This is a genomic window from Gimesia fumaroli, assembly GCF_007754425.1.
In the GTDB taxonomy this organism is placed as follows: Bacteria; Planctomycetota; Planctomycetia; order Planctomycetales; family Planctomycetaceae; genus Gimesia; species Gimesia fumaroli.
The window spans coordinates 1,334,345-1,358,317 of sequence record NZ_CP037452.1 but is presented as its reverse complement, the minus strand read 5'-3'; the positions used below and the strand labels follow the sequence as shown (position 1 = coordinate 1,358,317).

The following is a 23,973-nucleotide window of genomic DNA, read 5'->3' as shown; positions in this document are numbered from 1 at the left end:
GAGCAGCTTGTTAAGGATCGACCTTGTCCGGGGACGATTCCTCGACTGTTGTATTTAACGAACGTGCGAGCTCTTTTGCAAGGACGCGTCCCTGCACTTCTTCCGGGGGAACGTTTTCTTTGATTAATTTTTCCCGATACCGCTGATCTTCCTGGTCGTACCAGAGCGGGTCGACCTGAGCTTGTGTGACCGCATCTATTTTCCAGACGCCGGTCTTACTTTTTACCAAGTGGATATCGGGCTTGATGGCATATCCATTTTTCTGAATTTGAATACTAACCTGAGCAGTTTTGCCCGTTAATTTGACGTCGAGAATTCGATAGTCGAGGGGCGCAGAACTGTCTTGTGAGTCCTGTTTCAATTTCTTAGCCAGATCGGCTTTCTCAGGTGTAAGCAGACCGCGAATTTGCTTCTCATTCCCTGTTTCCAGAGCCTGCACAAACTCAAGCGAAATCTGCTTCACCTGATAATGTTCATAAACCCGCTGTGCTCCCAGAATGACCAGATACAGCCCCAACAGAACCAGAGCGGTGATCAGAAATTTTTGAGACAGAGGCCGCGTGACCATCAGGCGCCCGGTCGAAGATGGCTATAAGCGGTTAAGATGGCGTATAGATCAGAGGGAATTTTTACTTCGTCTTCTGAAAAATCAGAGACCCATGTACGACGATAGTAAACTGCTTCCGCCAAGGCGTCTGCGATTTCCCCAAATCGAACGTTGACCAGACTGTCATTCTGTTCGAGCGATTCTTCTTCACCTGTGAAAATTCGAAGTCGATGTTGCATGGAGGATCCTTCCTATATCGATCTCGTAGATTTTTGACCGGCTGAATCCCCAGCCAGGCAGAGGTGTTTCCCTGCAAACAAAAATCAATAGACTAAAGCTGAACAATGAAAATCATCGGAAATGTTCCGACTCAGTTATTATTATCGGCTTAATCAATTTGGCTTCTTGACTGAAAAGTTCAGTTTTTTTTGATTTTAGTGACTGCAAGGTCTACCCGGTTTACCTACTCTAAAATCAGGTGTGTAAAAATTACCAGCCAATCGGCGAATTTCGCGCATTCAAGCCGATCCGGGAAATTTCAAACAGCAGACTTTGCCGGGTACTATCGTCCTGGACCAGATTCTGTTTAGGAAATCTCTTAGGAAAATCCAAGTAACGCAGGAAGTTCATGCATAGAACGAAACGTCTTGGCTCCATGCGCTTCGAGCTCAGCTGGTGAACTATGGTCGGCGTAACCAAGTACGGGAATCCCTGCCGCTACCGCTGCCTGCACTCCCAGATGACTGTCCTCGATCACCACACACTCTTCGGGATGAACTCCCATCTGTGAAGCCGCATAAAGGTAGAGATCCGGCTCCGGCTTCCAGACACCCAGGGTATAAGCAGAAAAAATTCGTCCCTCAAAGAAGTGGAGCAGATCCGTAATTTTCAAAGTGAGGTCCATTTTTTCTTCAGGCCCATTAGAGGCAACGCATTTTGCAACCGGAATCGATTCCAGTGCTTCACGGACCCCCTGAATCGCCTGTAAATCAGTCTGAAATACGTCTGCCATTTGTGCTCGAACCTGAGTGGCAAAATCATCCGGCAATTTTTTCCCCATTTGGTCTTCGACTACAGCCAGACAGTCGGCCAGTTTTCCGCCTTTAAATTGCTGGACTGCCTGTTCGGGTGACAGCGGGAAACCGATCTCGGTGATCATTTCTGCCAATACACGGTTTCCCAGGGTCTCACTGTCGACCAACACTCCGTCACAATCAAATATGACCGCTTTATACTTTGTCACGCGAATGAATCTCTCTTTTTCAAAACTTAGTCAGGAAGTTCGATGTAAATCCCATCTTCTTCTACAAAAACCGGAAACGTGGGATGACACAGACGATCATTCAGACAATGCTTTCCAGTCGTCACATCAAACTGCCAGCCATGCCAGGGGCAAGTTACCACTGTACCGTCCAAACTGCCCTCACCCAGTGGGCCACCTGCATGCGGACAGACTCCATCCATCGCGTAATATTGCTGATCAACATGAAATAAAGCGATCACCCGGTCTCCGGCTACGAATTCTGCTGCAGAACCTGCAGGAACTTCACTCACATCCGTAATCCGTACTTTTTTCCCCATTTGCTTCTCCGGATGGTGTTTTCTCAGAACAGATTCCAGTAACCAGTGGAATCGCTCAAACTGGTTGCTTTCCAGACAGCTGTGCGTTCAGTGACAAAGAACCTCTAATGAGGTTGTAGTTCACGGGACCGTCTGAATCAATTCAGGCTGCTTTTTTTTCCGGAAGCGGTTCTGGCTGGCGTTTCTTTTTCGCACGGACACGCGGCTCACTTTTCCAGCGACGATGGACCCAGAAATATTGTTCCGGAGATTTTCGCACCGCATTTTCCAATGCTGTAGTAAACTGCTGCGTAATCTCACCCACGGGATCATTAGAAACACATTGAGTGGAATCGATCAACTGTTCACATCCCATTTCGAATTTCACCCATTGGTTCCGTTCAAAATCATCGGGTAGTCGGCGGGCATAGCCCACACAGATATACGCCCGATATTCCAGTGCCAGCAACGCGATCGATTTGAACGTGGAAGCCGGTTTGCCAAAAAAGTTGACAAACAGCCCCCGCTTGCCGGCATCCTGATCGCCGAGCAGTGCCAGATGTCCGCGGCGTTCGATTGTGGCGACCATATCATCGTAGCCGCCCTTTTTCGCCATCGCCCGATGCCCCGTATGCTGGCGGAATTTCTCAAACCATTCGTTGAGAAACGGATTGTCCAGTTCGCGGGCGACAACGCCCATGGGAAACCCAAACAGACCAAAGACCGAGACGGCAACTTCCCAATTCCCGTAATGCCCGCTCAACAGAATGACAGGTCTGCCGGAACATAACGCGGTAATCAGTTCCGGCGGATAATCAAAATCCAGTACGTTAAAGATATTTCCACGGTGTAACTTTCGTGGTAACTGGATGATTTCGACAACCATCCGAAACAGATGCACCCACATACGGTAGATCGTTTGCTCAATTTCTTTCTCGGAAAGTTCATCGCCAAACGCGGTCCGTAAATTTTCCGCTGCCACTTTATATCGGGTCAGCTTGCGGGGCAGGCAATAATGAATGATAAATGCCAGGCCTTTTGCCAACGCCACCGATTCTCTCATCGGTAAAGATCGCACGATGCAGACCAAAGTGCGGAATACCAGATATTCCAGTCGATACCGTGCCATTCGCCAATTAATCATGAATTGATTCCCCCAAGCTTCCCTGCTCTGTTTTTGGATTTCGCCTGAAATTTCGACGAAACACGGTAAAAGTGTCTTCGGAAAGGGAAAATTCGTCAACCCCCAAATTCAGACTTGCTCCCGGCACTTTCAGCCCACTTCGCCGATAAAACCGAACAAAATCCGCAGGAACCAAATTTTATGCTCGGATTTGAACGGATATCCGTATATATTGAAAAGGAAAGTTCTGGTTTTCAGCTCATTTCTCGTCATTTCAGCATGTAGTTTCTATGTCAAACCGCTCGTACTCACAATCCGCCGTCCGTTTCCTGCTGTTCGCAGGTGCGATGTGCGTATGGAGTTTGTCGGCGGTCCAGACAGCGAATGCGACGTGTGGTGATTACCTCTCACATGCAGGTCAACCTGACGATTCCGAAATGATCCTGTTGCATCAACCTGACCAGTCTCCTCAAAAAAGACCCTGCTCGGGTCCTGACTGCCAGAACCACCAGCCTGATCCGTCGCCGGAATCTCCGCTGATTGTGATCACGATGATAAAACCTGCCTGCTCTGGTTCATCAGAAACACTGATGCCTCGCTCACCTGATTGCGGATCAATGGGTTCTCCCCCTTTGCTGCTGACAACTGCCTCTCGACAACGAATCGACCGTCCTCCACAAAATGCCAGCTTCTGAAACGCGCTCGTCAACAGAAACATGGTTTCTGTCGTTTCATGAAACTTGCTGCGTGCATGTGCTCTTTTAATTTCTGGCATGCGCGTGCGCTTCTCACTTTTGCTTAGCGCAGTTTGATACAGCAAGTTTTGTCTCTAGCCATTTTGTGCAGGATCTATTGTCATCATGAGTTCCTCTGATTCTCCCGTGACAGAATCACGGCCGCGTCGTATCGTCCGCCGCGCTATCGGACCGAAATTACGTAAGGTTTTCTATCTCCTGTTATTACTGGTTGCCCTCCTGGGTGCGAATTCAATCTATCTGGTCAGTATTACGGTGTACGACTGGTTGAGCGGCGAGACCCTGGAAAACTGGTTTTATCAATATATGTTTCTGGCACATTTGATTCTGGGACTGTTGTTCCTGGCACCGTTCATTCTGTTTGGCATAGTTCACATTTATAATACGAAGAATCGTCTCAACCGCCGCGCGGTGCGCGTAGGCTTCGCACTCTTTATTACTTCCTGTCTGCTATTGATCTCCGGAATTTTATTATTACGTATTGGTTCATTCGACCTGAAAAACCCGACGGCACGTTCCATCACGTATTGGTGTCACGTGCTCTCCCCGCTGTTTGCCCTCTGGCTGTATTGGCTACATCGTCTCGTTGGTCCCAAAATTCACTGGAAGGGAGGACTGTCTTATATGGGCGTGATTACCGCCATGGTGGTCGGCATGTTGATGTTTCATTCGGCCGATCCGCGCAAATGGAATGTGGTCGGACCTGCTTCGGGTGAAAAATATTTCTTCCCGTCCCTGTCACGAACATCAACTGGTGATTTCATTCCCGCACAGGCATTGATGATGGATAACTACTGCCAGAAATGTCATCCCGACACACACGCTGACTGGAAAAACAGCGTGCATCATATCAGTTCCTTTAATAACCCCGCCTATCTGGCATCGGTCCGGGAAACGCGCAAAGTCTCTCTGGAACGCGATGGGAATCTACAGGCATCCCGCTTCTGTGCCGGCTGCCATGACCCGGTCCCCTTTTTCAGTGGCGCGTTTGATGACCCCAATTTTGACGATATCAATCATATTACGTCACAGGCAGGCATCACTTGCACGACCTGCCATGCCATTACTCACGTCAACAGCGTGCGCGGTAATAGTGACTACACAATTGAAGAACCAATTCATTATCCCTTCGCATATAGTGAAAACCCGTTTCTGCAATGGGTGAATAATCAACTGGTCAAAGCCAAACCCGCATTCCACAAAAAAACGTTCTTAAAGGATTTGCACAAGTCCACCGAATTCTGTGGTACCTGTCACAAAGTGCATTTGCCGGAAGAACTCAATCAATACAAATTCCTGCGAGGTCAGAACCATTACGATTCCTTTTTACTGAGTGGTGTTTCGGGACATGGAGCGCGGAGTTTTTATTATCCGCCTGTAGCACAGGAAAATTGCAATAAATGCCATATGCCTGCCAAGCCTTCGAATGACTTCGGCGCCCGCCACTTTTATGACTCGAAAGAACTCAGCGTTCATAACCATCTGTTCCCAGCAGCGAACACGGGAATTGCCGCTTTACGGAATGACCCGGAAACCGTCGCCGTCCATCAGGAGTTTCTCAAAGATAACTTGCGCGTCGATTTCTTCGGCATCCGGGAAAAAGGCAACATTGATGGAAAATTAATCGCCCCTCTGCGACCGAAAGTCCCGACTTTAAAACCGGGAAATAAATATCTGTTGGAAACGGTCCTCCGGACCTTAAAAGTCGGTCACCATTTCACTCAGGGCACAGCCGACTCAAATGAAATCTGGCTGGATGTGACGGTCAAGAGTGGTGACCGAATTATTGGTCGTAGCGGTTCACGTGAAGAGGATGGGACTGTGGACCCCTGGTCACACTTCATCAACGCGTTTGTGATCGACAGAGACGGTAATCGCATTGCCCGCCGCAATGCACAGGATATCTTCGTCGCTCTCTATAATAATCAGATGCCCCCCGGTGCCGGGCAGACGATCCATTATGAACTGAACCTTCCGGACGACTTGACTGCTCCCGTGACGGTGGAAGCCAAGCTGCAGTATCGAAAATTCGATACACACTACATGCAGTTTGTAGCGGAATCACTCGAATCGAAAGGGCAAGAACTCTCCTGGAAGAAAAAGGGAGTTCCCTATGTTAATACGTTGCCCATTACAACGATTGCCTCCGATACCATTACGTTTCCGGTAGAAGGCGTCACCGCCGAGATCAAAAATAAAACGGTTAAAATCCCGGAATGGCAACGCTGGAATGATTACGGTATCGGACTATTCTTGAAAGGCAAAGCGGAACTGAGACAAGCCGCCGAAGCGTTTGGTCAAGTCGATCAACTGGGCCGCTATGACGGCTCTTTGAATCTGGCACGTGTCTATTTCCGTGAAGGTCGTTTACAGGACGCCGTTGAGATTTTACAAAAAGCGGCTTCGTTTACTGATCCGCCGGCTCCCCCCTGGACGCTGGCCTGGTTGAGCGGCAAGGTGAATCAACAGCAGGGCCACCTGAAAGAAGCCGAACGTAACTTCCGTAGTGTTCTGGAAGACCAGACAGAGGAACGCACCCGTCGCGGTTTTGATTTCAGCAAAGATTATGTTGTCATCAATGACTTGGGGCAAAACCTGTTTGATCAGGCTAAGCGATTCCGTACCAAAGAAAATCGAGACCAGCGGGATCATTTTCTGAATCAGGCAGTCGAACAGTTTCAAAAGACTCTGGTACTCGACCCGGAAAATGTCACCGCACATTACAGCTTATCATTGATTTATGACCAACTGGATCAAACCGAACTTTCTGAACAGCATCGAAAGCTGCATCAGAAGTATAAAGTGGATGATACAGCCCGCGGTCTCTCCGAACGAAAAGCCCGTGAAAAGTATCCTGCAGCCAACCATGCTGCCGAGCATCCGGTGATTTATTCATTAAACCGGACGGTCAAACCATAACAAATCGACCTCTCCTGGAATGTTGAGCCAGGAATGTCATAAGACTATATACAAAGGATAATCAAATGGCAGATCAAAAAAGTGCCAACCTTGATCCAGAACTGGAAGAAGAGACAGAGCAGAACGATGAATCCATCGGTCGTGCTTTCTGGTATTCTCTGGCTGTAATGCTGGTCTTAGCGATAGTGGGAGGAACCTTCTTCCTGTTGCGTCAGCTTCGTCAGCCGGAAAACATCGTAAAGGAAACTCCGTTAGCGTTACCGGCAGAACGACAAATCGAAGCAATAACGCTTCCCAAGATTCCCTTTAGCGATATCACACAGGCGGCTGGAATTGACTTCGTTCATAATAACGGAGCCGCTGGTGAAAAACTGTTGCCGGAAACAATGGGAGGCGGAGCTGCATTTTTAGATTACGATAATGACGGAGATCAGGACCTGCTGCTTGTGGGTTCAAATGACTGGCCCTGGAGCCAGCCACAGAAAAAAGAAAGCACTAATTCCTCGCTGGCGTTATATCAAAACGACGGTACCGGGAAATTTAAAGATGTTACAGACGATATGGGCTTGAACGTCTCGCTGTACGGCATGGGCATTGCTTGTGGCGACTATAACAACGACGGACTCGTGGATCTGTTTATCTCTGCATTGGGAACCAATCGCTTATTCAAAAATGAAGGAACGCGTTTTACTGACGTCACAATGCAGGCGGGCGTCGGTGGTCCTGCACAGCTCTGGAGCACCAGTTGTGGCTGGTTTGATTACGATCGTGACGGAGACCTGGATTTACTGGTTTGCAACTATGTGGAATGGACGCGTGAGTTTGACCGTGCACAGAACTTTACACTCAAAGGTGGAATTCGAGCCTATGGTCGTCCGCAAAACTTCAATGGCGTTCCTCCCCTACTCTACCAGAACCAGGGAAATGGTACATTCAATGAAGTTTCTGAACAGGCTGGCTTGAGAATATTCACCCCTAGAACAGGAGTCCCTTTAGCAAAATCACTTGGATTGAATTTCTACGATTTTGATCAGGATGGATACATCGATATTTTCATTACCAACGATACGGTTCAAAATTTCCTGTTCCACAATCAACAGAATGGCACTTTCACAGAAACAGCGGTGATTTCCGGAGTCGCCTTTGACATGAATGGTAATGCGCGCGGTGCAATGGGAATTGACATCGCCCCATTTCGAAATGATGACACACTGGGCATCGCCATTGGAAACTTCGCCAATGAAATGACGGCCCTTTATACGTCGCCTGGAAAAAAGATGGAGTTTATTGATGAGGCCATCTCGAACGGGCTCGGGCCACAAACGCGACTGGCGTTAACGTTCGGCGTCTTCTTTTTTGATGCAGATTTAGACGGTCGACTCGATCTGTTTGCAGCAAACGGTCACTTGGAAGAAGATATTAATATCGTGCAGGAACGTCAGCATTATGAACAGGAACCACAACTGTTCTGGAACTGCGGTGCACAACATGAGACAGAGTTCCTTCCGCTGGGCCAATCTCTGGTTGGATCCGACTTTGCGCAACCTCTAGTTGGCCGCGGCGCCACCTTTGGCGATATTGATAATGATGGAGATCTGGATCTGTTGATCATGACTACCGGAAAAACGCCGCGTCTACTACGAAATGATCAACAAACAGGCCACCATTGGGTCCGTTTCCAGCTCACAAGTGACCCCACCAAGGGAAACAAAGGTTCTACACCTGCTTCTAACCACGATTCTCTGGGTGCACAGGTTCAGATTAAAACGCAATCAGGCGTACAAAGTCGTCTGGTGATGCCAACCCGCAGCTATCTGTCACAAACTGAACTCCCCATTACCTTTGGGTTAGGTGAAGAAACGGAAATTGCATCGGTAAGCATCCGATGGCCATCGGGAAAAACAACCAAATGGGAAAATTTGAAAGCAGATCAGTTGTATCAGATTTCCGAACAAAACGGACTTGTTGAAAAATAAAAACATCCTGTTTTACCGATGTTACTATTTTCGTTGAGTTAATAGAAATCAATACGAAATCCTTGACAGATTCATATCAATCTTGTCTGATGTATCATGCTTTAAAGTAGTTCGATCATGAATGGTTTCCAAAATTGTCCTTGAATTACTGCATGTAGATTTGGCATAATATGTATCAGACGGTTTTAATCGATTCCTCCCCCCACTGGATTAATGTGTTAGAATTAGAAAACATTACCAGAACCACCTACTGAAGAAACTCTGATGTGACTAGTGTAGATCAGAGCCATCCGCCAGATAAACTGGCTATACTCCAACCTGACAAGACGAGTGCTCAAACCCAATAACAAGTGTTAAGCCTCTGGCTCTTAAAGAGCCATATACCAAACACAAATTATTCCCCACCTCGGAAATGGAGATTTCACAATGAGCTTGAATCAATCGCGTCGCGACTTTTTGCATGTTGGCTTTGCGGGCGGAATCGGGCTGACTCTGCCTCAGTTTCTGCGCATGAAAAGCGCTCAGGCAGAATTGAAACACTATGAAAGTAAAGAAGGTACTGCGAAGTCCGTTATCTTCATTTACCTGCCAGGTGGGGCCGCTCATCAGGAAACATGGGATCCCAAACCTTATGCACCGGTTGAATACCGGGGGCCAATGAATTCAATCGACACCAACGTCTCGGGCGTTCGATTGAACGAAAAGCTCGTGAAGACAGCCAAGCTGATGGATAAACTGACCATCTGCCGTTCCATGTCGCACGGCGAAGCGGCTCACGAACGGGGAACACATAACATGTTCACCGGGTATCGCCCCAGCCCTGCTCTGCAATTCCCCAGTATGGGAAGTGTTGTGACACACGAATTCGGGCCAAAGAATAACATGCCACAATATGTATGCATTCCAAATCAGCCTAACGAATTCGCTGGTACAGGCTACTTGAGTTCATCCTTTGCTCCCTTCAGTGTAGGGTCAGACCCTGCGTCAAACGGCTTCAAAGTACGTGACCTGAATCTGCCTGGCGGTGTCGATACCAATCGATTTACTCGACGACGCTCTCTACTGGATTCCGTTAACGAGTATTTCGTTTCCAAAGAAAAATCAGATTCCCTGGATGCTGTCGATACTTTTTATAAGCAGGCCTATGACATGGTCTCATCGAAAGCGTCCCAGGAAGCTTTCGATTTGAATAAAGAAGACGCGAAAGTCCGTGATGCTTATGGACGAAACCAGGCTGGTGCCCGGATGCTGTTATCACGGCGTCTTGTTGAAGCAGGTGCTCGCTTTGTCACCATGACTTATGGTGGCTGGGATATGCATGACCGGATTCAAACCGGAATCGACAGAAACCTGCCTTCATTCGATCAGGCTTTCTCAACTTTGATCTCAGACCTGAGTGATCGTGGCCTGTTAAAGAGCACACTGGTTTGTGTTTGTAGTGAGTTTGGCCGAACACCTAAAATCAACGCGACAGCCGGCCGAGACCACTGGCCGAAAGTCTTTAGTGTCGTTATGGCCGGTGGTGGAGTCAAAGGGGGACATGTCTATGGTGCTTCTGACGCCATCGCCAGCGAACCAGAAGACAATCCTCTTTCCGTCATGGACTGGGCCACAACCATTTATCATTGTCTGGGAATTGTTTCTGACAAAGAACTGATGGCTCCCGGTGATCGGCCCATCGAAATTGTCAATGGCGGTAAAGTCGTAAAAGACCTGCTTGCCTAGTCAGACAATTAAAAATACGAATCGCTTGAATCAGAATTGTTAGTACGGGTTTGTTGACTCGTGCTAACATTCTCGTTCTAGCGAAAATAAAACTGATTCTCGAACATCAACATTTCCAAGGGGGGAACCGTGATGCTGCAGAAGTACAGATCTGTTTGCACCGGAATTTTGACAATCGCACTGAGTCTGGTACTCGTAGATCTCGCCGGGGCTGCTGACCCCAGCCTGAACTATGTTCGCCCACGAGGCGGACAACGAGGCACGGAAGTCAGTCTGACTTTCATTGGAGCCCGGCTCTCCGATGCGGTTGAAATTCTATCTTACAAAAAAGGATTTGAGTTTAAAGAAATCAAACCCAACTCCAAGAACGCCAATGTCTGTACTGCCATCGTCAAAATCGCCCCAGACTGTGATCTGGGAGAACATACCTTCCAGGTTCGCACCAAAAGTGGTGTCTCTGACTACAAAACATTCTGGGTCGGCCAGTTTCCTGAAGTCGCCGAGAAAGAACCCAACAGCGAATTCGAAACACCACAGCCGATCGAATTGAATCAGACCGTTACCGGCGTCATTCAGAATGAAGATGTCGATCACTTTGTTGTCACCGCGAAAAAAGGACAACGCATCTCAGCAGAGATCGAAGGCGTTCGTCTGGCAACGACCCTACTGGACCCTTATCTCGCGATTCTCGACGAAAAGCGTTTTGAATTGAAAGCAGAAGACGATCTGCCACTCCTCAGAAATGACTCCGCAATTTCAGTGATTGCTCCAGCAGATGGAAAATATACGATCTTGGTTCGCGACAGTTCTTATGGTGGAAACGGCGCTGCTTTCTATCGCCTGCACGTGGGAACGTACCCCCGTCCGACAGCCGTTTACCCGGCTGGGGGCCAGTTAGCCTCAAAACAAAAAGTGACGTTCAAAGGGAACACGGTTGATAACCTGGTACAGGAATTTCAACTGCCCGATAAACCCAATGATGAATTTGAACTCTTCGCATCAGACGCGGGCGGAAGTGCTCCTTCCGGTAATGTCTTTCGTTTATTCCCTCATGGTAATTCCATGGAGCAAGAGCCTAACAACGAATTTAAACAGGCTTCGCCTGCGACGCTTCCGAATGCTTTTAATGGTATTATTGAAAAAGAAGGCGACATTGATTACTTCAAATTCCAGGGCAAGAAGGGGCAGACACTGGAAATCGAATGCTACGCACGTCGCGTTCGTTCTCCACTCGACCCCGTAATGTATCTGTATGATGCGAAGTCCAAACGAGTCGCTTCAAACGATGATTCACGAGGACCGGATAGTTACTTCCGATACAAGTTCCCCGCAGACGGTGACTATTACCTTTCGATTACAGATCACCTCTCTCGGGGTGGTGCCGATTTTGTTTACCGCGTCGAGATGCTTCCCGTTTCACCATCACTTGAACTGGGAATTCCCAGAAATGCACGCTATTCCCAGGAACGTCAGCGGATTGTCGTCGCCAAAGGGAACCGTTTCGCGGTTGTGGTGAGTGCCAAACGAACCAACTTTGGGGGAGAGATTGTACTCGACTCATCAAATCTTCCTAAAGGCATCAAAATGGTTGCCGAACCGATGGCAGCAAATTTAACGACAATGCCTGTTGTCTTTGAAGCAGCCGCTGATGCTGCCGTGGAAGGCGAGCTCATTGCACTAACAGGGCGACACGCTGACCCGAAACAGAAAATTGAAGGTGTTTTCAAGAACCGGGCTGACTTGGTTCGCGTCCGCAACAATCAGTTACTGTGGATGAAAGATGTGGCACAAATTCCCGTCGCTGTTGTGGAAGAGCTTCCTTTCAAACTTGATATCGTCGAACCCAAGGCACCTCTGGCTCGTAGTGGGTCCATGCAACTCAAAGTCGTGGTTACTCGTAAAGAAGGGTTTGATGAACCAATTACCCTCCAGTTTCCTTTCCGTCCGCCGGGAGTGGGTGCTTCCAGTCGCGTGACGATCCCTAAAGGGAAAAACGAAGCCTTTTATCCGCTGAATGCAAATAGCAAAGCAGAAATCAAGAAGTGGAAGGTATTTGTCATTGGCTCAGCAAACGTAGGAGGTAATGCCTGGGTTTCTTCTCAACTGGCGAATCTAGAAGTCTCTGACTCCTTCGTCGACCTTCAATTGGCGCGTACTGCCGTTGAACAGGGAAAAGAGACCGAAATTCTCTGCAAGGTGAGTATGAAAAACCCGTTTGAAGGCGATGCCAAAATCAAACTGGTTGGTCTGCCTCCCAAAGTCACAACCGAAGACATCTCTTTTAATAAAGAGAGCAAAGAACTGATCTTCAAAGTGAAAACAGATCCTGCTTCCCCCCAGGGACGACACAAAAGTCTGTTCTGTCAGGTGGAGATCCCCATGAATGGCGAGACGGTCGTGCATACTACTGGTCGCACTGAACTCCGAATCGATAAGCCACTCCCACCTAAAAAAGATGAACCGGCTAAACCCAAAGCAGTCGCAAAAAAAGCGGAGCCGAAAAAAGAAGCGCCTCCCAAGCGACTGACACGATTGGAGCAACTTCGTTTAGAAGCCAAGAAACGTCTGGAGTCCGGTACTAAATAAATCAATAACCAATAGTTCGCTCAGTTTCCAAGAATTGAACTCTTAGTTTATATCACCTTCCTCAACTAATTTCTGTTGACGAAAAAAGGTTTTCGATTATGTGGCGTCATCAAAATTCATTTCGTAGTGTACTCTCTCTACTGTTTATCGTCAGTGGACTCTCTCTCACCGTAGCAGATGAGAAAGCACAACCAGCCAAACTGGCTCCAGCGAAACCAACCGCAACTCCGACTCCCGCAAAGCCTGCCCAGGCAAAACCGGCTGAAGCGAAACCAACCCCTGCTAAGCCTGCTGAAACAAAGCCGACTCCCGCGAAACCTGTTTCTCCGAAGCCAGCACCAGCAAAACCAGCTGCTCCGAAACCAGCGCCTGCCAAGCCAGCTCCCAAAATGGTGAAACTGAATGTTTATCCTCAGAACATTCAACTCACGACGAGCCGCGATCGTCAGTCGGTCATTGGTCAGGCTGTTTATGACAACGGACTTACACAAGATGTCACCAGCCAGTTACAAATCAAACCCGCTAAAGCAGGCATTGTCCGGGTTGATAAAAACATGATTTACCCCGCCGGTGACGGTGAAACCGATTTACTTGCCAGCTTTGGTGGTGCGACGATCAAACTACACTCTAAAGTAGTGAAAGCGAAAGAAGATCGTCCGATCAGCTTCAACCTGGATGTGATGCCTACCTTCATGCGTGGCGGCTGTAATACCGGAAGCTGCCACGGTGCCGCCCGTGGAAAAGATGGTTTCCGTCTTTCTCTATTCGGATTTGATCCCAAGGGAGATTACGATCGTCTCACACGTGAACTCAGTGGACGCCGCATCAACCTCAGTTTGCCACGGGAAAGCCTGTTACTTGAAAAAGCCATCGGTGCTGTACCTCACACGGGTGGCAAACTTTACGAAAAAGATTCTGAACTCTACACACAAGTGCTCCGCTGGTTAGAAGCAGGAGCTCCCTACGATGCAGGTGCAATTCCTACCGTCACAAAAGTTGATATTTACCCTGAAGGCGGCGTCATGGACGGTAAAGGAACCAAGCAACAGGTTTCTGTGCTCGCCTATTATTCTGATGGCACAACCCGCGATGTGACTTCACTGTCATCATTTTCTTCCAACAACGATAACTCGGCAACAATCACTAAAAATGGTCTGATCACTGCAAATAATCGAGGCGAAGCCTTTGTCATGGCTCGCTTTGACACACATACGGTTGGCTCACACTTTGTCGTCTTACCCAAGGGACTCAATTTTGAATGGCCAAACATCCCTGAAAATAACTACGTCGACACCCTGATCCATAACAAATTGAAAAAGCTCCGCGTCGTTCCTTCTGAAGTCTGCTCGGATGCCGAATTTCTGCGTCGCGCCAGCCTTGATATTTGTGGTATTCTGCCCACGATCGAAGAGTTTAACCAGTTTGCTGCTGATAAAGATCCCAAGAAACGTGAGAAGCTCGTTGACAAACTTTTGAACCGCAAAGAGTTTGTAGAAATGTGGGTCATGAAGTGGTCTGAGTTATTACAGATCCGCACAGTCAATAACCGAATCAGCTATAAGTCAGCACTATTGTACTACAACTGGTTACAGGAACGGATCGCCTCCAACGTGCCAATTAACATCATGATCCAGGAAATCCTTGGATCTAATGGCGGTACATTTGCCAATGCCGCAACGAACTACTACGAAAACGAACGGGACACATTGAAAGTGTCTGAAAATGTAGCTCAGGTCTTCATGGGAATGCGTATTCAATGTGCTCAGTGTCACAATCATCCATTCGACCGCTGGACCATGGACGACTATTACAGCTTCGCAGCGTTCTTCTCACAAATCGGCAGAAAACGGAGCGAAGACCCTCGTGAATCAATTATTTATAACCGGGGTAGCGGAGAAGTTCGACACCTGGTTGATAAGCGTGTCATGAAGCCAAAATTCCTGGGTGGTGAAGCACCTGACACGCGTGGTAAAGACCGTCGTGTTGTGCTAGCACAATGGCTGGCTTCCGATGATAACCCCTACTTCGCGACAAACTTGAGCAACATTGTCTGGGCTCACTTTTTCGGCAAGGGAATCATTAATGAAGTAGACGACGTTCGCGTCAGTAATCCTCCCGTGAATCCGGAACTGCTGAATGAACTCGCCAAACGCTTTACCGAATACAATTATGACTTCAAGAAAGTCGTTCGTGATATCTGTACTTCACGAACCTACCAGCTCTCAACTCAAACAAATCCTTCTAATGAACGTGATCTGACAAACTTCTCCCATGCACTGCCTCGTCGTTTACGGGCCGAAGTGTTACTGGACTGCATCTCTCAGGTCACGAGTGCTCCGAACAAATTCCGCGGACTCCCCTTGGGTGCCCGTGCTGTTCAGATCGCAGACGGAAACACTTCCACTTACTTCCTGACAACATTCGGTCGTGCCAAACGCGATACTGTTTGTTCGTGTGAAGTGCGAATGGAGCCGAGTCTTTCACAGGCATTGCATCTGTTAAATGGTGATACCGTTAACAGCAAAATCGTCCAAGGCAAGTTTGTTGCGTCCCGAATGAAAGAGGGGAAAAAACCTCTGGAAATCATTGACGAAATGTATATTTCCTGTCTGTCACGAAAGCCTACTGACAAAGAATATTCATCTTTGATCCAAGTACTTGATGAAAACAAGAAAGACGAAGCCAATACGTTGAACGATGTGTTCTGGTCTTTATTGAATTCAAGAGAATTCATCTTTAATCATTAAGCCAGCTACTTGTTTCAACTTGTCAACTTCAGGGAGTTCCCTAAAGGAATTCCGCTTTTAATATGGTTATGACTATGAATAAATTATTTTCTAATCACTGTTGTCATCAAATCTGCAAGCCATTTGTGATTGTCGGTTTGATTGTCTCGCTGATGTCATCAGCAGTAGTTGCTGATGACAAAAAGCCAGCAGACAACAAGAAACCCAAAATCACATTCGACGAACACATCAAGCCGATCTTCCGTGCGAAGTGTTTCGCCTGTCATAATACTGACAAAAAAGCATCCGGCTTGGATTTGACGAACTACACTGGCTTGATGCAGGGAGGTGCTGCCGGCGAGTCCATTGATCCCGGAGATGCAGATGGCAGCTATTTATACATGCTGGTGACACACGATTCTGAACCATTCATGCCTCCTAAGTCCGATAAACTGCCTGACAAAGAAATTGCCTTAATTCAAGAATGGATTAATGGTGGAGCACCAGAAAATGCGGGCAGTAAAGTGGTCATCAAGAAGCCAAAATTCGACTTCGCATTAAAAGGAGCCTCGTCTGGAAAACCCGAGGGACCACCACCAATGCCTCCGCGTTTAAGTCTGGAACCAGTTGTCCACACCAGCCTCTCGACAGCAGTCACTGCTCTCGCAACCAACCCCTGGTCTCCATTAGCAGCGGTTGCCGGTCAGAAGCAGGTCCTGTTGTATAACACTAAAACATTACAATTATTAGGCGTTTTGCCTTTCCCCGAAGGTGTTCCTCACGTTCTCAAATTCAGCCGTAATGGTAGCTTGCTACTGGCCGGTGGTGGCCATGCTGCTGCCAGCGGACGTGTCGTCGTCTGGGATGTTAAAACGGGAAAACGCCTGTTTGAAGTCGGCGATGAACTTGATTCAGTCCTCTGTGCTGACATCAGCTCAGACCAGAGATTCATCGCTCTGGGAAGCCCCAGTAAAGTCATTCGCGTTTACTCTACCAGCACCGGAGAACTTGCTTACGAAATTCGGAAACACACCGACTGGATGACCTCTCTTGCTTTCAGCCCGGATTCAGTCCTTCTGTGTTCTGGCGACCGCAATGGGGGTGCTTTTGTCTGGGAAGCTGCCACTGGTAGTGAATACCTGACGCTAAAAGGACACAAAGGTGGCATCACAGGAATCTCCTGGCGTTCTGATTCCAATATCGTTGCCACCAGCAGCGAAGACCAGTCAGTCAAACTTTGGGAATTGCAAAACGGAAATAATATCAAGTCTTGGAATGCACATGGCGGTGGGACTTCCAGTGTCGAATTTGCACGCGATGGACGTCTCGTCACATGTGGTCGGGATAAAGTCACTAAACTCTGGGATCAGGCAGGGAAACAACTGAAAGCCTTCCCTGCTTTCACTGATATCGCTGTCGGCGTCACAATCTGTGATGAAACCAACCATGTAATTGCCAGCGACTGGACCGGAAAAATCAAAGTCTGGAATGCGGCAGATGGCAAAGAAGTTGGCGCGCTAACGGCCAATCCCTTACAGCTTTCTCAACGACTGGCTTCAGCTACATCCAGTCTGCAGGCCTCTCAGTCAAACCAGCAGAAGCTTCTGGCTGTCGCTCAGGCCGATCAGGCTGCTGTCGCAAAAATTAATGCCAACATCGCAGCGACACAAAAACAGCAAACGGACCTGCAAAATAGTTTGAATGGTTTGAACGCGAATCTGGCAGCTGCTCAAAAAGCCATCACGGCTGCTCAGGCGAGTGCGACAAATTCCACCAAGCAAATTGCTGCAATTGAAGCACCGCTGCCCGCGATTAAAGAAGCTTACGCGAAAGCAGTTGCCGTTAGTAAACAAGTCGCTGGCGATAAAGAGCTGGCAGAAGCAGCTGCAAAACTGAAAACAGCGATCGATAAACGCGAAGCTGCCAAAGCGGCCGAGCAGAAAAACCTGGCGACGCATCAGGCAACAGTGAAAGCTAACCAGCAAAAAGTGGCCCAGTACACTCCCCAGATCAAGCAGACCACCGATGCTCTGAACGCTGCGAAAGCCAAAGTCGCGGCCATTCAGAAAACACTAAAACCTGCAACCGACAAGGCAACGGCTTCTCAAAACGCAGCCAATGCAGCAACGACGGCCTTGACGGCAGCACAAAATGAGGTCAAACGCTGGCAAGCCGAAATTGAATTTTCCAAGAAATTCAACAACGTTCAGGCAAGTGCTTCCAAATAAGTAAGCTCTTCATTTAAGCAAAAGCCCCTCATGTCAACAATCGAGGGGCTTTTTTTTTGCGCATCCACCAATGGCACTTCCCCTCGTATTCTGTTATTTTAATCCACAATATAACAGCGAGTACGCATCAAATACAAAAGGGGTAGATCAAGATGGCACAAGGTAATTCCCGGTTTGCGGTCGTTGCCGCTCTTGTGGGGAATGGGGTAATAACAGTTGCAAAAGGGGCCACATTTCTAATTACCGGCTCCGGAGCCATGCTTTCCGAAACGATCCACTCTGTTGCCGATTTTTTGAATCAGCTGTTATTACTCATCGGGTTAGTGCGCGCTGACCAGGCCCCTGACAAACGATTTGAATATGGTTACGCCGGCGAGCGATATGTCTGGGCGTTGATTTCTGCAGTAGGTATCTTCTTCTTGGGATGTGGCGTCACCATCTATCACGGTGTACAATCATTATTCCATCCCCCCACACTGGATATGGGAGAAATGAAGTGGGCCATCGGGGCCCTGCTGTTTGCCCTCGTGATCGATGGAATTGTGTTTATCCTGGCTCTGAAAGGGGAATGGAAAAATGCAGCCCTTCACGGTCGTCCCTTTCATCATTATCTACGCAACGAAGCCGATCCGGCTGCCGTTGCTGTAATTCTGGAAGATGGTGCCGCCTGTCTGGGTGTGATTATCGCGCTGATTTCGATTCTCTTAACCCAATGGACGGGCCAACATTACTGGGACGCGATCGGATCTATCGGCATTGGAGTCCTTTTGGGTGGAATCGCGGTCTGGCTCATCATCCGTAATCAGGAACTATTGGTGGGCCCCAGTATTCCCCCACAAACGAAGGAGCAAGTCACTCGCATTCTCAAAAACAATCCATTGATCGAAGAAGTGATCGATCTCCGGTCGCGTATTCTTTCCATAGACAATTATCGAATCAAAGCCGACCTGAGTTTTAGCTCGGAAGAATTATCCAGACGGCTGAAAAAGAAAGCACTCGCCGCTTATCCCGAAATTAAAACCGAACAGGACTTCGAAATCTTTTGTCAGAAGTATACAGAAGATGTACTGGAGACTCTGGCTGAAGAGATCGATAAAATTGAAGCCGAAATTCAACGGCAGATCCCGGAAGCACAACACCTCGATCTGGAAGCAAACTGAACGGAAACCGAGTCGGTTCTAGAGAGTCATTCGTTCCAGAGAACGCTTTTTAACCAATTGTCCGTCAATTTCAAATGAATTCGGGGGTTTACTCTGTCTTCCTGCCTGTGATCGCATCTGCAGCCGCCTATAATAAGACAAGATAGTTTAGGGCGGCTTCTTTCTATTTTTATTACATTGAGTTTTTCTGATATGTCCCAGCGAGTTGTTTTGGCGATGAGTGGCGGTGTCGATAGTTCCGCAGCCGCTCATTTACTATTGGAACAGGGCTACGAAGTCATCGGGCTGTTTATGCGGTCTGGTGCAACAGAAGAAACTGCCTGCGCCGTTGAGGATAAAAACAGTCTCCCAGTGCTGAATGTGAAAGCGCACAAGCAGGGTTGTTGCTCCGCCAGCGACGCCGCTGATGCACGTCGCGTTGCTGACATGCTGGATATCCCCTTCCATGCACTCAACTTCCAAGATGCATTTGGACGCATTAAAGATTACTTCGCCGATGAATATCTGGCTGGCCGCACTCCCAACCCCTGTGTGATGTGTAACAACTGGCTCAAATTTGGCAAACTATGGGACTTTGCAGAGCAAGTTGGTGCGTCTTATATCTCCACCGGACACTATGCCCAGTTGAAACCAATCGCCAGCGAAAGTCGACCGGCACTGGTACGTGGCCTTGATCGTTCTAAAGATCAGTCGTATGTTTTGTTTGGAATTCAGCCGGACTTGTTGGAGAAAATCATTTTTCCTGTTGGTGGATTTATAAAACCGGAAATCCGGGAGTTGGCAGGAGAAGCTGGCCTGCGTACCGCCAACAAGCCGGACAGTCAGGAAATATGCTTTATTCCCGACAACGATTATTTCGGTTTTCTCAATCGTTATCGTGGCCAGCAGGAAACAGCGGGAGAAATGGTCGACACGCAGGGGAACGTCGTCGGCCATCATAGTGGCTACGAAAATTATACTATCGGTCAGCGCAAACGACTGGGTGTGGCCTTTGGAACTCCCAGGTTTGTCATCAAAATTGAGCCGGAAACCAAGCGTGTGGTGATTGGAACACGCGATGATCTGGCGCGTCGAACATTAGAAGCCAATCGCTGCAACTGGCTGATTGAGAGTCCGGGCTCTGAACTTCGTTGTCAGGCACAAATTCGCTATCAACACAAAGAAGCCGACTGTACTGTCGAAATTCTGGATGAAGACCGGTTCCGCGTGACGTTCGATGATCCGGAATATGGTGTCGCACCAGGTCAGGCCGTCGTACTGTATGACCAGGACCGTGTCTTAGGTGGCGGCTGGATTATGTAGCACCGATCAGGCAGCCGCTTCGGCTTCCATTCGGTCACGATTCTGTCGCTTTTTCTTGCGGTTGCTTTGTCGATCGTCGACATCATCCATACTCACAGAATCAGCGGCTTGTGCGCGATTCGAAATCCAGGTCAACAATGCCGGTAAAGTCACCAGGGAAACAAACAGACAACAGCCCACACCAATCACAAGTACCAGTCCCACGCTATATAACCCACGGTGTGTTGCCACCATCATGCTCCCAAAACCAATCATGGACGTCAGCGAGGTCATCACAATCGCATTGATCGTGCTGGGAGAAGTCTTGTAGTCGTCGCGTTTCATCCGGAAATCATGTACTACGTGGACGCCATCATCAACACCAATTCCTAAAATCAAAGGCAGTACAATCAAGTTCGCCGGATTCAAGTCGATTGAGGTCATCGCAAGAATTCCGAACATGACGATCCCGCCCACCACAGGGGGAAGCATCGTTAAAAACATATGCCCGACACTCTGGCGATCTAAAACGAAAGCCACGCCAAGACACATGATCAGAAACAGGCCTATAGCCGCTTCCACGCTGATCGGTGTTCCCCGATTAAACAATATAAACCAGGTACAAACAGCTAAAATGATGGCCGGTATCATTGCGAGTACTGCATGACGGCGGCTTAAATAATCGATTAACAAGACCACACATATCACGGCGAGAGCATAAATAGAGGCTGTCTTATAACTGACTTTGATCTGCTGTGCTGCCTCATAATTTTGTAACGGCGTTCCGGTTACATCCGGATCAACAGAACGCACATCCTTAACGAACGCCTCCAGTGGCTCAATCTCCCAAATATGATCACGAGGGTAGATTTGAATCAACCACTTTCCTTCCGCACTGACAAATCGAGATGTCAGAGAGCGGGGAAGATCTGAAAAACGTACCGGAGTTGAATCAGAAGCACCATGCAGAGCTTTGAACTGACCTAATAGGGAAGCCGTAGTGCGATACTGAAACTCATCCAGGAACCGAGACTGCTGAGCCAGCGACATCGATTCAAAATGGTTTAAAAAACGATCGAGTACACGTGCAGTTGATTGGGCTGTCGGATGGTTATATCGAGATAATAAAACATAAAACTGCTCGAGCTTTCGTCCGATAACCGAGGGGTTCAGCCGATTGACTGGTGGAATATTCAGTGGCAAATGAGCCAGCTGAGCGCGAAAGGACTGGACCAGTAAATTCGTTTCTTGAGATGAATGAGCGGGAACCCGAGATGCCAGCTCTTCTACATGATTGACAGTAGGCAACGCTTCAAATTTCCGCCGTAAAATACGTGCCTCTTCTGGGCTGTCGGCAACCGCGACAGCGAACAGAAGTGAATTCTGTGCGTCGTTAAAAATTCGCTTCTGTACTTCTACGGACTCCAAACCAGCAGCCTGCAAATTGAGCAAATTGTAATCATAAACTACTTTTGATGACCAGCCATTATCCGTTTTTTGAATCATCTGGCTACCACAAAAGGCAACCACTGCCAGCGATCCCAAAGCAACGCCGCGCGGAAACCGCACAATCATTTTTTGCAGCCATTTTCCCTGGAATGGTGTAGGCATCTGTTTGACTTCAACGTCTCGGTCGGCCCGTGATAAAAGAGCCGGCAAAACGAAAAACGTTGCTACGGCACACAAGAGAATTCCACCACCGCCAATGAATCCAAGTTCAGCGATCCCCAGAAACGGAGTCAGTCCTGCACAATAAAAAGCCAAAGCGGTGGTCACGGCGGCAGCAACAATCCCAGTACCTACAGTGCGTGAAGTTTGCAATAGTGCAGGTTCCAGGTCTTCACCGCGGTGACGTAGTTCGATATATCGTGCCAGATAATGGATACCGAAATCGATACCCAGTCCGATTAGAATGACGGCGAACGAGACCGAAAGAATATTCAGATGCCCGATCGTTAACGTCGTGTACCCAAAGGCCCACGCCATGCCGGCCGCCAGCATGATTAATGTTAACAAAGGATGACGAATTCCCCGAAATCCGATAAACAGCAGTAAGCCTACACCAAGGCAGGAAATGATTGAGGCATTGATCATATCCGCCTGAGACTTGCGCATCTCATCATTTTCGAGTACCGGAATCCCGGTCAGACTGATTTTTGCATCCGGGTTTTCGGCTGCCACTTCACCAATGATATTCCGCATCTTCTCAATGGCTTTCGTAGCGCCGTCAAAGCCATCTTCCTGGTGTACAGGAAAGACCTTGAGAAAGCCCATAGTCCCCTTTTCATTCAGCAGATAGATCACTTCCCGTGATCGCTCTCGCATCCGTTCATTGACGGGAACAATAGAAGGCCAGGGAGACTGAAAATCACTCTGATCAGCCAGATAACGGGCCATACTGGTCGATAGAATCGCAGCATGATTGAATAGAGGCTCTAACGATTTCTCTCTGTCAGCACCACGATAACTGGTAGACCGTGATTGAATCTGGTAGCGCAACCGATCATAAAGTAAATCAACCTGAGTCAAATCCCAACGTCCATTACGGTAAATGGGGCCGTACTCGTCCAATCGCTCTAATCCTGCCTGCAACTGGCGTGGCGTCAGGTATTGCAGTCCCTTGGAAGGCAAATCGCCAGGATTAATCTGATACAGGGCATTTTCAAATAATTCCGGATGCTGTTCAATGCGTCGCCCTAATGTCCGTAAGACAAATTTAATGGACTCGGGTGTATCTGACTCAACAACACATACGAGATCTGAAGAGCTGCCAAAACTCTCAGTATAATTAATCCATTTTTTATGAAAGGCAGCAGTGGGATCAATCAGATCCGCACGATCTGTTTTGAATTCCAGACGAAATACAGTCAGCAACACGCAACCAATGGAAACGACCAGCGCAAATGACAGGCTGAGCTTGGAGTGGGTGACCACAAACTGGGTCATCGCAGCCAATGTCTCGCTGAGAAACGAGCGTTCCTGATTGTCGGAGGAGAGATTATCCACAGAACACTTCCGTGTGTTACTTAAATCGATCTCTCGTTCGATCTTAACAACCGGGTAGAAGTGAAGGGATCGAGTAAATGAGAGTGTTTACCGTATATGAAACAAATGATTTTACAGCAATATCCTTATTGCCTACAACATGAATCTTGCCACTATTAAAGATGTAAGTCTATTAAAATCAGATCTTTAATACATGTAAGATCATACCATGTCAGCTCATAGTTTGAATACATGCAATCGAGGAGGAACCTCCCGGAAAGAAGTACGTATTTTGCCCGATAACAAAGATTTCATCGGCTATCTACCATTCCTGAGATCAACTTTCTCTGAGTAATCCCATGAAACCGGCTCTAAAATTCTGACAGTCCGACGAACTCCGAA

General features: G+C 48.1%; 15 protein-coding genes. 8 read left to right on the top strand and 7 right to left on the bottom strand.

Features of this window, described 5'->3' with window-relative positions; all coding sequences use genetic code 11:
* Window positions 1-10: 10 nt before the first annotated feature.
* The 6 genes from Enr17x_RS05300 to Enr17x_RS05275 all read right to left on the bottom strand — a co-directional run bounded on the left by Enr17x_RS05300 (window position 11) and on the right by Enr17x_RS05275 (window position 4,005).
* Entirely contained in the window at window positions 11-568 is a 558-nt protein-coding gene (locus Enr17x_RS05300; RefSeq protein WP_145306585.1) for a nuclear transport factor 2 family protein, read from the bottom strand.
* Window positions 568-786: a hypothetical protein gene (locus Enr17x_RS05295; protein ID WP_145211813.1), complete on the bottom strand. Its 219-nt coding sequence runs from the start codon at window positions 784-786 to the stop codon at window positions 568-570. Before Enr17x_RS05295 ends, Enr17x_RS05300 begins: the two co-directional genes overlap by 1 nt.
* Window positions 787-1,145: 359 nt before the next feature.
* Complete coding sequence (locus tag Enr17x_RS05290; RefSeq protein ID WP_198000978.1) at window positions 1,146-1,790, bottom strand: HAD family hydrolase; 645 nt, start codon at window positions 1,788-1,790, stop codon at window positions 1,146-1,148.
* Between the two features lie 26 nt (window positions 1,791-1,816).
* Window positions 1,817-2,128, bottom strand: a complete 312-nt coding sequence (locus tag Enr17x_RS05285; RefSeq protein ID WP_145306581.1) for a Rieske (2Fe-2S) protein — start codon at window positions 2,126-2,128, stop codon at window positions 1,817-1,819.
* A 142-nt stretch (window positions 2,129-2,270) separates the two neighbouring features.
* On the bottom strand, window positions 2,271-3,251 hold the full coding sequence (locus Enr17x_RS05280) for a lysophospholipid acyltransferase family protein (protein WP_145306579.1): 981 nt from the start codon (window positions 3,249-3,251) through the stop codon (window positions 2,271-2,273).
* Window positions 3,252-3,699: 448 nt separating this feature from the next.
* Window positions 3,700-4,005, bottom strand: coding sequence for a hypothetical protein (locus Enr17x_RS05275; protein WP_145306577.1), 306 nt, complete (start codon window positions 4,003-4,005; stop codon window positions 3,700-3,702).
* 85 nt (window positions 4,006-4,090) lie between these two features.
* Between Enr17x_RS05275 and Enr17x_RS05270 the strand changes: the two genes are divergently transcribed.
* The 8 genes from Enr17x_RS05270 (at window position 4,091) to mnmA (ending at window position 20,607) form a co-directional block, all read left to right on the top strand.
* Window positions 4,091-6,904 (top strand): multiheme c-type cytochrome, encoded by a 2,814-nt coding sequence (locus Enr17x_RS05270; RefSeq protein ID WP_145306575.1) that lies wholly within the window; start codon window positions 4,091-4,093, stop codon window positions 6,902-6,904.
* A gap of 65 nt (window positions 6,905-6,969) precedes the next feature.
* Complete coding sequence (locus Enr17x_RS05265; RefSeq protein ID WP_145306573.1) at window positions 6,970-8,880, top strand: CRTAC1 family protein; 1,911 nt, start codon at window positions 6,970-6,972, stop codon at window positions 8,878-8,880.
* Window positions 8,881-9,306: 426 nt separating this feature from the next.
* Complete coding sequence (locus tag Enr17x_RS05260; RefSeq protein ID WP_145306571.1) at window positions 9,307-10,605, top strand: DUF1501 domain-containing protein; 1,299 nt, start codon at window positions 9,307-9,309, stop codon at window positions 10,603-10,605.
* A 132-nt stretch (window positions 10,606-10,737) separates the two neighbouring features.
* A complete protein-coding gene (locus tag Enr17x_RS05255; protein WP_145306569.1) occupies window positions 10,738-13,191 on the top strand; it encodes a PPC domain-containing protein in 2,454 nt (817 codons plus the stop codon).
* A gap of 98 nt (window positions 13,192-13,289) precedes the next feature.
* Window positions 13,290-15,938, top strand: coding sequence for a DUF1549 and DUF1553 domain-containing protein (locus Enr17x_RS05250; RefSeq protein WP_145306567.1), 2,649 nt, complete (start codon window positions 13,290-13,292; stop codon window positions 15,936-15,938).
* 74 nt (window positions 15,939-16,012) lie between these two features.
* Window positions 16,013-18,145, top strand: coding sequence for a c-type cytochrome domain-containing protein (locus tag Enr17x_RS05245; RefSeq protein ID WP_198000977.1), 2,133 nt, complete (start codon window positions 16,013-16,015; stop codon window positions 18,143-18,145).
* A gap of 152 nt (window positions 18,146-18,297) precedes the next feature.
* On the top strand, window positions 18,298-19,305 hold the full coding sequence (locus Enr17x_RS05240; RefSeq protein ID WP_145306563.1) for a cation diffusion facilitator family transporter: 1,008 nt from the start codon (window positions 18,298-18,300) through the stop codon (window positions 19,303-19,305).
* Between the two features lie 192 nt (window positions 19,306-19,497).
* Entirely contained in the window at window positions 19,498-20,607 is a 1,110-nt protein-coding gene (gene mnmA / locus Enr17x_RS05235; RefSeq protein WP_145306561.1) for a tRNA 2-thiouridine(34) synthase MnmA, read from the top strand.
* A gap of 6 nt (window positions 20,608-20,613) precedes the next feature.
* On the opposite strand, the gene Enr17x_RS05230 is transcribed toward mnmA, so the two are convergent.
* The gene (locus Enr17x_RS05230; RefSeq protein ID WP_145306559.1) at window positions 20,614-23,592 is read right to left on the bottom strand and encodes an MMPL family transporter; all 2,979 of its coding nucleotides are present in this window, start codon (window positions 23,590-23,592) and stop codon (window positions 20,614-20,616) included.
* Window positions 23,593-23,973 lie beyond the last annotated feature (381 nt).